The sequence below is a fragment of the Acinetobacter sp. TSRC1-2 genome (genome assembly GCF_049895885.1).
Taxonomy (GTDB): domain Bacteria; phylum Pseudomonadota; class Gammaproteobacteria; order Pseudomonadales; family Moraxellaceae; genus Acinetobacter.
Map to the genome: position 1 here is coordinate 356,013 of NZ_JAFCTF010000001.1, position 13,386 is coordinate 369,398.

7 protein-coding genes, 2 tRNA genes, 3 rRNA genes and 1 pseudogene are annotated in these 13,386 nt (G+C 41.3%); 4 read left to right on the forward strand and 9 right to left on the reverse strand.

Translation table 11 applies throughout. The annotated features are described in order from the left end of the window. Positions 1-8: 8 nt before the first annotated feature. Together dcd and ACP69Y_RS01660 are read right to left on the reverse strand one after the other, a co-directional pair. Complete coding sequence (dcd, locus tag ACP69Y_RS01655) at positions 9-578, reverse strand: dCTP deaminase (protein ID WP_425915583.1); 570 nt, start codon at positions 576-578, stop codon at positions 9-11. A 127-nt stretch (positions 579-705) separates the two neighbouring features. After that, positions 706-1,299: a LysE family translocator gene (locus tag ACP69Y_RS01660; RefSeq protein ID WP_425915585.1), complete on the reverse strand. Its 594-nt coding sequence runs from the start codon at positions 1,297-1,299 to the stop codon at positions 706-708. 280 nt (positions 1,300-1,579) lie between these two features. Here ACP69Y_RS01660 and ACP69Y_RS01665 point away from each other — a divergent pair. Next, a pseudogene (locus tag ACP69Y_RS01665) lies at positions 1,580-2,092 on the forward strand (DUF2062 domain-containing protein). 221 nt (positions 2,093-2,313) lie between these two features. Here the strand turns inward: ACP69Y_RS01665 and apbC are convergent. After that, on the reverse strand, positions 2,314-3,594 hold the full coding sequence (apbC, locus tag ACP69Y_RS01670; protein ID WP_425915587.1) for an iron-sulfur cluster carrier protein ApbC: 1,281 nt from the start codon (positions 3,592-3,594) through the stop codon (positions 2,314-2,316). Between the two features lie 383 nt (positions 3,595-3,977). Between apbC and ACP69Y_RS01675 the strand changes: the two genes are divergently transcribed. Beyond that, complete coding sequence (locus ACP69Y_RS01675; RefSeq protein WP_425915589.1) at positions 3,978-4,301, forward strand: hypothetical protein; 324 nt, start codon at positions 3,978-3,980, stop codon at positions 4,299-4,301. Between the two features lie 97 nt (positions 4,302-4,398). Here ACP69Y_RS01675 and ACP69Y_RS01680 read toward each other — a convergent pair whose 3' ends face one another. The 6 genes from ACP69Y_RS01680 to ACP69Y_RS01705 form a co-directional block, all read right to left on the reverse strand. Then, positions 4,399-4,863: a hypothetical protein gene (locus ACP69Y_RS01680; RefSeq protein WP_425915591.1), complete on the reverse strand. Its 465-nt coding sequence runs from the start codon at positions 4,861-4,863 to the stop codon at positions 4,399-4,401. A gap of 446 nt (positions 4,864-5,309) precedes the next feature. Further along, positions 5,310-5,424, reverse strand: a 5S ribosomal RNA gene (gene rrf, locus ACP69Y_RS01685). A 178-nt stretch (positions 5,425-5,602) separates the two neighbouring features. Beyond that, positions 5,603-8,496, reverse strand: a 23S ribosomal RNA gene (locus ACP69Y_RS01690). 430 nt (positions 8,497-8,926) lie between these two features. After that, positions 8,927-9,002, reverse strand: a tRNA-Ala gene (locus ACP69Y_RS01695). Positions 9,003-9,084: 82 nt separating this feature from the next. Continuing rightward, positions 9,085-9,161, reverse strand: a tRNA-Ile gene (locus tag ACP69Y_RS01700). A 62-nt stretch (positions 9,162-9,223) separates the two neighbouring features. Beyond that, positions 9,224-10,761 (reverse strand): 16S ribosomal RNA (locus tag ACP69Y_RS01705). The 16S, 23S and 5S rRNA genes sit together here with 2 tRNA genes alongside, the layout of an rRNA operon. A 543-nt stretch (positions 10,762-11,304) precedes the next feature. On the opposite strand from ACP69Y_RS01705, the gene ACP69Y_RS01710 reads away from it, so the two are divergent. Together ACP69Y_RS01710 and gigA are read left to right on the forward strand one after the other, a co-directional pair. Then, positions 11,305-12,225 carry an MlaA family lipoprotein gene (locus ACP69Y_RS01710; protein ID WP_425915593.1) on the forward strand — a complete coding sequence of 307 codons (921 nt, stop codon included), beginning with the start codon at positions 11,305-11,307 and terminating at the stop codon, positions 12,223-12,225. A 108-nt stretch (positions 12,226-12,333) separates the two neighbouring features. Then, positions 12,334-13,302 (forward strand): RsbU family protein phosphatase GigA, encoded by a 969-nt coding sequence (gene gigA, locus ACP69Y_RS01715; RefSeq protein WP_425915595.1) that lies wholly within the window; start codon positions 12,334-12,336, stop codon positions 13,300-13,302. Positions 13,303-13,386 lie beyond the last annotated feature (84 nt).

Genomic DNA, 13,386 nt, shown 5'->3' on the forward strand with positions numbered 1-13,386 from the left:
TATACTGTTTATGCTTTTGGCAAAGTCACACCAGTCTGACCTTGGTATTTACCACCACGGTCTTTATATGATATTTCACATACTTCATCTGATTCAAAGAACAACATTTGGGCCACACCTTCACCTGCATAAATACGGGCAGGCAAGTTAGTTGTATTTGAAAATTCCAAGGTAACATGTCCTTCCCACTCAGGTTCAAGCGGAGTCACGTTTACAATAATACCGCAACGTGCATAAGTCGATTTACCTAAACATATCGTCAAAACATTACGTGGAATACGGAAGTATTCTATTGTACGGGCCAATGCAAATGAGTTTGGCGGAATAATGCATACATCCGATTCAATATCGATAAAGCTTTTATCATCAAAGTTTTTTGGATCGACAATTGCTGAATGGACATTGGTAAATACTTTAAATTCACGCGCACAACGAACATCATAACCATAGCTTGAAACACCATAAGAAATGAGTTTTTCACCTGTTTCATCATAACGCACTTGGTTTTCTGCATACGGTTCAATCATGCCGTGATTTTCGCTCATTTCACGAATCCAACGATCAGACTTAATTGCCATTATTTCTATATCCAAAAATAGTTAAATCAATTATTGCGCTGTACTTTAACTGAAATTGGCTGCAATGGAAATGATGATCAGGTGATGACATCATTTTTTACCCCATGCATATTTTCATCATCTTAACTTAAAGACTTAAAAGAGCAGAATAACCCAGTGGAATAGAGAAACTGACCAAAACCAAAGAAGCTGTTTTTTGTAAGTTAGCTTGATTTAGCCAACGTACTTTATTAGTGGCCAAGATAGAACCGATAAAAGTCCAAAACAAGGCAATTGGCACAATTAAAATGAGAAATATGCCAATATGAACTAAGTAATTATGCACTGTTAGCCATGCTGAACTTGGAAAAACAGCAGAAGCAAAGAGTAATGCTTTAGGGTTCAATAAAGTTGCACAAAACAATTCACGTGCACGAATGGTCGGCTGATTATAACTGGCTTGAATATCTGCTGTTTTCCAGAGTTTAATAGCCAGAAAAATAATATACAGCGCGCTTAATAACTTCAAAAATATGGGGAGAATAGGAAATCGACTTGAAACTGTACCAATAATAATTCCCCAAACAGTAATTGAAATTAAATAACCAATTGATTCTGCCGGGATAAGCCGTAATGATTGACGCACACCTACCTGTATACCAGAAGATGCAAGCAATGTATTTGTTGGGCCAGGTGTCAATAAAATAGTGACGACTAAACCGATAAACAGCCATGAAATCATATGCGACCTCTCTATAGAGTGCGCGAAGAGTAAATGAGTTTATTGTACTTAGCAAATACGTTTTTTCATATGTTTCCAGAAATTCTAAAATTAATCTAAAAAATATATATAAATCATAAATCTATACGTCAAATACCTCAACACAACTAGACAGTCATTTGTTATAAAAAATTTCAGGGAGCACTTTTTTAAGCACTAATATTGACATTCAGTCATACTTGTTCTGCTTCGAGGTAACCAATTCGAGTAAAATACATTATTATTTAAGTATCATATATTTATGACAAAACAATTCTTTCAATCCAGGCTTCCCTCTCCTCATAAAGTCGCAGAGATGAAACTAATGAAGATTTTTGGTCAACGCACCTTAAATCCTTTGTTATGGTATGTGAACAGAAAGTCTATTTCAAAAGCCATTTTTATTGGCACATTTTGGGGTATGCTGCCTTTGCCTTTTCACAGCATTTTGATTGTCTTGACGGTATTACTTTTTCAAGTCAACTTACCTATAAGTTTATGTCTCGCTTGGCTGACCAATCCCTTCACGCTTGTCCCCATTTTATATATTGGTTTTTGGTTAGGGGCAAAAGTGTTCCAAGTAAATATGATTGATCAAGATATGATCTTGGGTGTTCTGCATTAGATCAGTCACTGGATTACCCACTTTGGAAATGGACATATTGACTTCAGTTTGGCGAAAATTTTATTATCTGGTCTATTATTAGAAGCGCTAATTTTTGCCGTCATATTATTTGTGATTACACGGTTGTTTTGGCGCTGGAATATTATTTAACATTATAAACGTCGTCGATCTACCCCATAGAACTGAATAATTGATTAGAAATGCTATCTATACACTTATTTAAAAATTAGATAATTATAAAATAATTTTATTTTACTATTTTTGAGTTTAGCTTCTTAGTGTAAGCCGAATGAATACGACCAAAATAATACAGCATAAAAAAGTCCAACGTAGGCTGGACTTTTACATGAATATTTAACTGTATTTGATATTTAGAAAATTCTATTTTGCGGCTTTTCTACTTTTGGCAATTGATCTGCAATTTTTTGAGCAATAGCCATATAACTCTCTGCTGCATCATCTCCTGCAATCACCGACGGTTTACCTGCATCTGCATTTTCGCGAATTTGAACATTTAAAGGCAAACGACCCAGTAAAGGAATATTGTATTGTTCAGATAATTTATCACCACCACCGGTACCGAAAATTTGCTCTTCATAACCACAGTTCGAACAAATATGGGTCGACATATTTTCTATGACACCCATGACAGGAATCTGAACTTTATTAAATAGTTCAATTCCTTTAGTCGCATCCATTAATGCCACATTTTGTGGAGTAGTGACAATGACAGCAGCCGTCACAGGAATACGCTGTGCCAGTGTCAATTGAATATCACCTGTGCCTGGTGGCATATCAATCATTAAAACGTCTAAGTCAGGCCATAATGTTTGGTTAAACAACTGCATCAAGGCACCTGTTGCTTTCGGACCCCGCCAAGCCACTGGAGTATTGTTATCTCCCGTTAAATGTCCAATCGATAGAACCGGCATACCATAAGCATCAATCGGAACAAAATTTTCCGCTTCAATCATCGGAGTACGTCCTGCATTACCCAACATGGTCGGAATACTTGGACCATAGATGTCGGCATCTAAAACACCAACTTTTAGACCTAGTTTTTGCAATGCTAATGCAAGATTTACAGTGGTAGTCGATTTCCCCACACCACCTTTACCTGAAGAAACCAAGATAACATTTTGAATACGAGGATGCTTAGGTACATCTCTTTGTTGTGGTGCTGGTTTTTGAATCGGTGGATTGTTTGCATCTTGCTCATTTTTTACTTCAGCTGAAGCTGTTTTGCCTGAAGCATCCACTACAGGTGGAAGTTTTTGAGCTTGAGAAGTTTCATTTTTACCCTGAGGTTTACTAGAACAACTATGGCCTTCTTTTCCATGATCATGATTGGAACAGCTTTTACCTTGTGCATGTTTTTGCTGGATCACATGCATATTAAGTTCTTGGATACCGCATTTTTCTAAGGCATCAGCCAAATCATCATGGATTTTTTGTAAATGATCCACTTCTTCAGGATAAGTATTAATCGTTATTTGTAATACTCGTCCTTCAACATTCACTTGGGTAATTCGGTCTTTTAATACATTGTTTGAATTTGGCAATATATAGCCTTGTAGCACATTCTGGATGTCTTCCTCCTTCACCTCCTGCGAGGGTGAAAAAACAGATTTAAGCGAAGAAAGCCATGACATAAGTTTACTCCAAGTACGGACATACAACTGAATATCATAGTTTAGCTTTAAATGAACTGAAGGTTAAGCAAAGTTCGACATTGCTTTATGAATGCTGCTAAAAACCCAACCTAATTAGTAGGTTTTAGGGCTTAACTCTTTATTTTGATAAGGATCTTAAATACTTTTTATTGATTCATCTATAAATATACTTTTATTAAATCATCAACTAGCACAAGCTAAATTAGATAGATTCGAAACAGTTTTAAAAATTTAATTTTTTGATTGACCTATATAAATAACGATTATTTTTTTAACAATTATTATGCAGACATGCCTATATTTTGTTCTTTATATTATCTACACATTATTTTTTTAACAATTTTTTATTTGGGGAATATATTTTGCTAAAACAATTGCTTCCATTCATTTTATTGACTGCTATATCCTTTACCCATGCAGCAAATGAAACTTTTTCCATAAATACGCCCGAAGGACAACTAATCAGTTTAGGCGATACTTTTACAGATATGCAAAGTCGTCTTAAGTTATCTCCAAACTCAATGATTACACGTGAACTCAAAGAAGGTGAAAATCGTTATTTAGCAATGGAATATAAATATGAAATAGAAAATATGATGTATACCATCACCATTGTCCACGATCGTGTAAAGAAAATTGAATGGCTCAATACTGATCAGGAAATCAAAGATAGAATAACCCAATAACTTTTTTTATTTCTTAAAAAATCCTTATTTAACTTCTAATCATTCCAGCTAAATTAAAAATGATCTAGCTGGAATATTTGATTAAAACTCAACCAAATCAACCTTGGTCATCTTTTTTAAATTTGTGGAGAGTGTCTGTTGCAGTTTTCTTTAACTCATCAAATTTAGTACTTGCCTGCGCTTTCAGTTCATCAAACTTAACTGAAGCTTCTTGCTTAAATTCAGTCGCTTTTAATTTTGCTTCTTCAAATTTATGGCTAGCTTCGGCTTTTAAATGTTCTAATTTATCCTGCACCCTATTTTCTGTCCCTGAAGTTTCAGTTTTTGCATCATTTATTTTTTCATCAAATGACACTTTACCCTCAGTATATTTAGCATCAGTTTCCTTGTTTAAATTATGAAGTGCCTTTTCACTTTCAAGCTTAATTTCAGCAGCTTTATGTTTTAGATCATTAACTGTTTTGTCACCTTGCAATTTTGCTTCTTTAGCTTTGTATTTTAGGTCTTCACCTAAATCAGTTGCTTTATTCTTTAAGTTATCTAGTTTATTTTCATTTGTCATGATTTTTCCTCTATGTTATTCAATATTTAGCTTACTTATTAGTTATACAAGGACCTTTTATGAATAAAATCAAAAACTGCATTTTGAAACAAAGCATATACAGGATGTAGCAAATTGCTATAACACATTAAATTAAAACTATCTGAAAGTTCTAAGAATACTTTAATAAGAAAGATTAATAATTAATTATATATCTGAATAGCTATAACCCTTTAAGTGATTAGCATAAGTTTACTGTGTATTATTTGGCTTATACAATACACGTAAATTGAACAAAAACTTGTCGTCTCTATAGAATCATTCAACAGGAGCGTGAATGTGTAGATTGGGATCAGCTGAACGTACGGATAGAGTTTTCTTGTCTTTTTTAGTTTAGCTTTATTTTCGCTTTCTCTTTCTTCCGGCATAAAAAAAGCCCCTGCAGAGCAGGGGCTTTTGGAATAATGAGCTGGCGATGACTTACTCTCACATGGGTAACCCCACACTACCATCAGCGCAAAGAGGTTTCACTTCTGAGTTCGGGAAGGGATCAGGTGGTTCACTCTTGCTATTGTCGCCAGCACAACTGTTTATGGATACTTGCTTGGGTCTTAGTTGCGGAACAGTGTTCCTTATGCCGTTGCTTTTTCCAAATCTTGACAGACTGGGCTGTTTGAGTTGAATATTGTCTGACTAGCGCTTTACCAAATCAAGCATTTTGCTTAGAAATCTTTAGAAACACCAACTGTTTGGGTGTTGTATAGTCAAGCCTCACGAGTAATTAGTATTGGTCAGCTTCATGCATCACTGCACTTCCACATCCAACCTATCAACGTTGTAGTCTTCAACGGCTCTTTAGAGGACATAAAGTCCTTGGGAAATCTTATCTTGAGGTAGGCTTCCCGCTTAGATGCTTTCAGCGGTTATCCCTTCCAAACATAGCTACCCGGCGATGCCACTGGCGTGACAACCGGTACACCAGAGGTTTGTCCACTCTGGTCCTCTCGTACTAGGAGCAGATCCTCTCAAATTTCCAGCGCCCACGGTAGATAGGGACCGAACTGTCTCACGACGTTCTAAACCCAGCTCGCGTACCTCTTTAAATGGCGAACAGCCATACCCTTGGGACCTGCTTCAGCCCCAGGATGAGATGAGCCGACATCGAGGTGCCAAACACCGCCGTCGATATGAACTCTTGGGCGGTATCAGCCTGTTATCCCCAGAGTACCTTTTATCCGTTGAGCGATGGCCCTTCCATACAGAACCACCGGATCACTAAGACCTACTTTCGTACCTGCTCGACTTGTGGGTCTCGCAGTTAAGCGCGCTTTTGCCTTTATACTCTACGCGTGATTTCCGACCACGCTGAGCGCACCTTCGTACTCCTCCGTTACTCTTTAGGAGGAGACCGCCCCAGTCAAACTACCCACCAGACATGGTCCTCGCTCCAGATTATGGAGCAGAGTTAGAACCTCAATATTACCAGGGTGGTATTTCAAGATTGGCTCCACCAGAACTAGCGTCCTGGTTTCAAAGCCTCCCACCTATCCTACACAAGTAAGATCAAAGTTCAATGTCAAGCTGCAGTAAAGGTTCACGGGGTCTTTCCGTCTAGCCGCGGGTACACCGCATCTTCACGGCGATTTCGATTTCACTGAGTCTCTGCTGGAGACAGCGCCCCCATCATTATGCCATTCGTGCAGGTCGGAACTTACCCGACAAGGAATTTCGCTACCTTAGGACCGTTATAGTTACGGCCGCCGTTTACTGGGGCTTCGATCAAGAGCTTCGCTTACGCTAACCCCATCAATTAACCTTCCAGCACCGGGCAGGCATCACACCCTATACGTCCACTTTCGTGTTTGCAGAGTGCTATGTTTTTAATAAACAGTTGCAGGGGCCTGGTTTCTGTGGCTGTCAACCGCTCAGGGAGTAAATCCCATCACCGTCGACAGCGTACCTTCTCCCGAAGTTACGGTACCATTTTGCCTAGTTCCTTCAGCAGAGTTCTCTCAAGCGCTTTGGTCTACTCGACCTGACCACCTGTGTCGGTTTCGGGTACGATTCCTGTGTAACTGAAGCTTAGAGACTTTTCCTGGAAGTATGGTATCAGCCACTTCACTGCACAAGTGCAGCTTGCTATCAGTTCTCAGCATAGAGCACCCCGGATTTGCCTAAGATGCATGCCTACTACCTTTCACCTGGACAACCAACGCCAGGCTGACTTAACCTTCTCCGTCCTCTCATCGCATTACACAGAAGTATTGGAATATTAACCAATTTCCCATCGACTACGCCTCTCGGCCTCGCCTTAGGGGTCGACTCACCCAGCCCCGATTAACGTTGGACTGGAACCCTTGGTCTTTCAGCGTGCGAGTTTTTCACTCGCATTGTCGTTACTCACGTCAGCATTCGCACTTCTGATACCTCCAGCAGACTTCTCAATCCACCTTCATCGGCTTACAGAACGCTCCCCTACCACTTACACTTACGTGTAAATCCGCAGCTTCGGCATATAGTTTTAGCCCCGTTACATCTTCCGCGCAGGCCGACTCGACTAGTGAGCTATTACGCTTTCTTTAAAGGGTGGCTGCTTCTAAGCCAACCTCCTAGCTGTCTGTGCCTTCCCACATCGTTTCCCACTTAACTATAATTTTGGGGCCTTAGCTGGCGGTCTGGATTGTTTTCCTCTTGACTACGGACGTTAGCACCCGCAGTCTGTCTCCCGGATAGTACTCATTGGTATTCGGAGTTTGCATCGGTTTGGTAAGTCGGGATGACCCCCTAGCCGAAACAGTGCTCTACCCCCAATGGTATTCGTCCGAGGCGCTACCTAAATAGCTTTCGGGGAGAACCAGCTATCACCGAGTTTGATTAGCCTTTCACCCCTATCCACAAGTCATCCCCTGGCTTTTCAACGACAGTGGGTTCGGTCCTCCAGTTAGTGTTACCCAACCTTCAACCTGCTCATGGATAGATCACCCGGTTTCGGGTCTACACCCAGCAACTGAACGCCCTATTAAGACTCGGTTTCCCTACGGCTCCCCTATACGGTTAACCTTGCTACTGAATGTAAGTCGCTGACCCATTATACAAAAGGTACGCAGTCACCGAACAAGTCGGCTCCCACTGCTTGTATGCATGCGGTTTCAGGATCTATTTCACTCCCCTCACAGGGGTTCTTTTCGCCTTTCCCTCACGGTACTGGTTCACTATCGGTCAGTCAGGAGTATTTAGCCTTGGAGGATGGTCCCCCCATATTCAGACAAGGTTTCACGTGCCCCGCCCTACTCGACATCATCATATAAGCCCTTTCGTGTACAGGACTATCACCCACTACGGTTGCACTTCCCAGAGCATTCCACTAGAACTTATATGACTTAATGGGCTTTTCCCCGTTCGCTCGCCGCTACTAAGGGAATCTCAATTGATTTCTTTTCCTAAGGGTACTGAGATGTTTCACTTCCCCTCGTTCGCCTTGCATGACTATGTATTCATCATGCAATACCTAGCTTATGCTAAGTGGGTTTCCCCATTCAGAAATCTCCGGATCACAGGATATTTGCCGCCTCCCCGGAGCTTATCGCAGGCTATTACGTCTTTCATCGCCTCTGACTGCCAAGGCATCCACCACATGCACTTAATTACTTGACTATACAACCCCAAACAGTCGTTAACACTCTACAAGTAGTGTCAAGACAGAAGCAGATGATTGCTCATCTTCTCCATACAGTTTGTGGCCTGTAGATTGAACTACAGTACAGCTTCTATTAGATTCATATACCAAAACGCTTGATTCAGTTAATCGCTAGTTCTCATTTCATTCAACTTTCACAATTGCTTGCTAGGTTGTTTGAAACGAGTTAAACAATTTATTTCAACTCAAATTTGCCAATCTGTTAATGAATAAACTTGCCTTCGTCAGGTCAGGTTTAATACCGTGATAAATCACAGAAGTTAATAAGCTTTAACTTACTAAGTTCTGTCATCTTTAGCTTAAAGCTCCATCTGATCTGTGCCTGCGCACAGCATCGCTGTTTGCTTTAAATTTTTGGAAAAAGCCGTGCTTTTTTATCCAAAAATTTGGTGGAGACTAACGGAGTCGAACCGTTGACCTCCTGCGTGCAAAGCAGGCGCTCTACCAACTAAGCTAAGTCCCCAGCTTATCATGAGATCAATGTATCTTTTCGTTTGTAACTTCATCTCCAGATTTTCATCTTTCAATTCTTCAGTTAGTAGACTTGGTGGGTCTGACAAGACTTGAACTTGTGACCCCACGCTTATCAAGCGTGTGCTCTAACCAACTGAGCTACAGACCCATCGATACATCTTTATGAAGAACAACTTGTTGTGGATTCTTACCGGTCGTCAATCTTTTCGTTAAGGAGGTGATCCAGCCGCAGGTTCCCCTACGGCTACCTTGTTACGACTTCACCCCAGTCATCGGCCACACCGTGGTAAGCGTCCTCCTTGCGGTTAGACTACCTACTTCTGGTGCAACAAACTCCCATGGTGTGACGGGCGGTGTGTACAAGGCCCGGGAACGTATTCACCGCGGCATTCTGATCCGCGATTACTAGCGATTCCGACTTCATGGAGTCGAGTTGCAGACTCCAATCCGGACTACGATCGGCTTTTTGAGATTAGCATCCTCTCGCGAGGTAGCAACCCTTTGTACCGACCATTGTAGCACGTGTGTAGCCCTGGTCGTAAGGGCCATGATGACTTGACGTCGTCCCCGCCTTCCTCCAGTTTGTCACTGGCAGTATCCTTAAAGTTCCCGGCTTAACCCGCTGGCAAATAAGGAAAAGGGTTGCGCTCGTTGCGGGACTTAACCCAACATCTCACGACACGAGCTGACGACAGCCATGCAGCACCTGTATGTAAGCTCCCGAAGGCACCAATCCATCTCTGGAAAGTTCTTACTATGTCAAGACCAGGTAAGGTTCTTCGCGTTGCATCGAATTAAACCACATGCTCCACCGCTTGTGCGGGCCCCCGTCAATTCATTTGAGTTTTAGTCTTGCGACCGTACTCCCCAGGCGGTCTACTTATCGCGTTAGCTGCGCCACTAAAGTCTCAAAGACCCCAACGGCTAGTAGACATCGTTTACGGCATGGACTACCAGGGTATCTAATCCTGTTTGCTCCCCATGCTTTCGTACCTCAGTGTCAGTATTAGGCCAGATGGCTGCCTTCGCCATCGGTATTCCTCCAGATCTCTACGCATTTCACCGCTACACCTGGAATTCTACCATCCTCTCCCATACTCTAGCCAACCAGTATCGAATGCAATTCCCAAGTTAAGCTCGGGGATTTCACATTTGACTTAATTGGCCACCTACGCACGCTTTACGCCCAGTAAATCCGATTAACGCTTGCACCCTCTGTATTACCGCGGCTGCTGGCACAGAGTTAGCCGGTGCTTATTCTGCGAGTAACGTCCACTCTCCAGTAGTATTAATACTGGGAGCCTCCTCCTCGCTTAAAGTGCTTTACAACCAAAAGGCCTTCTTCACACACGCGGCATGGCTGGATCAGGGTTCCCCCCATTGTCCAATATTCCCCACTGCTGCCTCCCGTAGGAGTCTGGGCCGTGTCTCAGTCCCAGTGTGGCGGATCATCCTCTCAGACCCGCTACAGATCGTCGCCTTGGTAGGCCTTTACCCCACCAACTAGCTAATCCGACTTAGGCTCATCTATTAGCGCAAGGTCCGAAGATCCCCTGCTTTCCCCCGTAGGGCGTATGCGGTATTAGCATTCCTTTCGAAATGTTGTCCCCCACTAATAGGCAGATTCCTAAGCATTACTCACCCGTCCGCCGCTAGGTCAAGTAGCAAGCTACTTTTCCCCGCTCGACTTGCATGTGTTAAGCCTGCCGCCAGCGTTCAATCTGAGCCATGATCAAACTCTTCAGTTTAATATTGCTTAGTGCCTTAAAGGGCACCAATCTTGGCTCATCAATTTTCTGACAAATATTTCTCAAATAAACTTCGAGTCATTTCTACCATCAATCAATGAAAATAATTTCGATCGATCAACCAGTAAAAATCCACACAAGTTGTTCTTCATAATCTCTTAATGAGTGTCTTGCCACTTCGTCAGCAGCAAGCTAGGTCGGCTATATTACTCTCTATCTCAAGAAAGTCAACAGGTTTTATTGATTACTTTAAACCTCTTCAAGACTTCCAGATTCAAACCCTTTAGGCTAAACCCTTGTTTCTCAACAAGTTTTAATCAACATCACCGCCAATGGATGTGCATTCTACAGCATTTCAGAGGGCTGGCAATACCTTTTTTTAACTTTTCACATCGTCAGGATATTTTTTAATCATTTTATCTTTTTTTCCTACACATTTTGATCAAATTTGTTTTAATACCCTCTCTCAAAGAACTGTTAATATACTTTATTACGTATTTTTAGCTTTAAGCACCGGCTTATTATCGAGCTCTAGGATTTTTTATGCGTCACACTTGTTTTTTTTGGGCTAGCCTGTTCTCTTTTGGATTGATTGCTCCGGTATTTGCAAATGATTCACTTGATAATCCTGAATCTCTTACTACAACAGATTTAGAGTCTTCTTCTACACAACAAATCCAGCCTGCTCAGCATCCACGTCTTCAAGCCTTAAAAGAATTAAAAAATGTTACTGCAAAAGATTTAAAAGTAAATGCCAATGCTACTCAACCGGACAGCCAGAAAGATCCTTTGCAACCCTTAAATAGACAGATTTTTGCTTTTAATGATGTTCTAGATCGTCATTTGGCTCGTCCTTTAGCCGTTCAATATAAGAATAAAGTACCCACTGACGTTCGAGGCTCATATCGCCAGTTCCGCAAAAATTTAGGTGAACCTTGGAATGTAGTAAATCAGCTGATTCAAGGTCGCCCTCTTCGTGCTGCACAATCTTTAGGACGCTTTACCATTAACACTGTCACCACTTTAGGCTTTGCCGACCCTGCTCGACGTCTTGGTTTATCTACTGAAGAAGAAAATTTTGGTACAACATTAGGTTATTATGGAATCCCTTCTGGGGCATATTTAGTCTTGCCTGTTTTCGGCCCAAGTACCTTCCGCGATACTGTTGGTTTAGTTGTAGATGGTCAAGCACGCCCACAAAAATACCTTCTGGAAGATCATGATGGTCTTTATTGGGCAGAGCAATCTTTACGTGGTATTGATGCCCGTTCACAACTTTTAGATATAGAAGATGTTTTACAAGGTGATAAATATGCTGCAATTCGTGATATTTATCTGCAACGTAAAAATTTTGCTATTGCTGAAAAGAAAGGACTCGAACCTGGAACCATGTTCATTGAAGATGATCTAGACACCCCTGAAGACGAAGTACCACAAGAAGATGTAGATTCAACAAGCAAATAAGTCTTTTTATTTATTAGCATATAATCAGCAGAGCATCTTTCTCTGCTGATGATTAGATTGTTATAGTAAAGCTATTCGTTATCACCCTAAGGAACATACAATTTCTTTATGTATTTCATTCAACCGACTCGCAATATTCCTTATTTAGATCAGGTTCTAAGTACGCTTCCCAGTGTGCAAATGATTCACATAGATGATATTGATTTGTATGATCCCACAATTTTAGCGATTGCGGATGTACAAGACTATCTGACGCATCAGTGGTCGCTACCCACAATTGTGCTGGCTTTTGAAAATGAAGGCACCCCTTTAGCCCAAGCTTGGGAGTTGGGTGCTTTAGCGGGCTGGATATGGAATAAATTGCCGAGTGATCCAGAAGATTCGTTACTTAAAATTGATGCGCAATACAAGCGTAATCAAGATAGTCGGGACCTCCCCTCAGCGGCATATTTGCAACAGTGCTTGCTTCCCAATCCCATTGAATTGATAAATTATAAAGTTGAAACCTTGTTTCAACCTTCTGCATATCTGTCAGGTGATTGGTATGATTACTGGAAAATTAGCGATAAAGAAATTATGTTTTATCTGGCGGATGTTTCTGGGCATGGCGTCGCCAGTAGTTTATTGACTTCTTGGATGGCTGCTTTTCATGGCCGCTCTAAAACACCGCGCGAGTTGATTAAAAAGCTCAACGGAATGCTGGTTCAAGAAAATATCGAAAAACATATTACCATGATTGCAGGGGTTTTAAATTTAGAAACGCATCAATTGCGTTGGTCGAGTGCCGGACATTATCCTCCTGCGATCATCTTTGAACCGAACCAACCACCGCTAATTTTAAATACCAGCAGTTTCCCTCTGGGACTTACTGAAGATCTTGAAGTTGAAGAGTTTGAATGCGTGTTGAATCGTCATGCCCGGTTTATTATTTGTTCAGATGGCGCTCTTGAACCTTTTGATGGTGGATTGAATGAACAATTTGAAAAATTAGTCTTCCACTTACAGAATCAATCCTTCCAGGCACCGGAACATGTTGCAGACGACATTGCGATCCTAAGTTTGCGCCGAATGAATTAATCATATAATCAATACGTTAACTTTCAAGTAAGCGATATACGACCCTAGACTACTTGAGTCTGTAGTGGCCCTATGTGATAATTT

Bases quoted from the DNA above. Each gene is read 5' to 3' on its own strand.
- dcd (WP_425915583.1), bottom strand. From the start codon at position 578: ATGGCAATTAAGTCTGATCGTTGGATTCGTGAAATGAGCGAAAATCAC.
- ACP69Y_RS01660 (WP_425915585.1), bottom strand. From the start codon at position 1,299: ATGATTTCATGGCTGTTTATCGGTTTAGTCGTCACTATTTTATTGACA.
- apbC (WP_425915587.1), bottom strand. From the start codon at position 3,594: ATGTCATGGCTTTCTTCGCTTAAATCTGTTTTTTCACCCTCGCAGGAG.
- ACP69Y_RS01680 (WP_425915591.1), bottom strand. From the start codon at position 4,863: ATGACAAATGAAAATAAACTAGATAACTTAAAGAATAAAGCAACTGAT.
- ACP69Y_RS01710 (WP_425915593.1), top strand. From the start codon at position 11,305: ATGCGTCACACTTGTTTTTTTTGGGCTAGCCTGTTCTCTTTTGGATTG.
- gigA (WP_425915595.1), top strand. From the start codon at position 12,334: ATGTATTTCATTCAACCGACTCGCAATATTCCTTATTTAGATCAGGTT.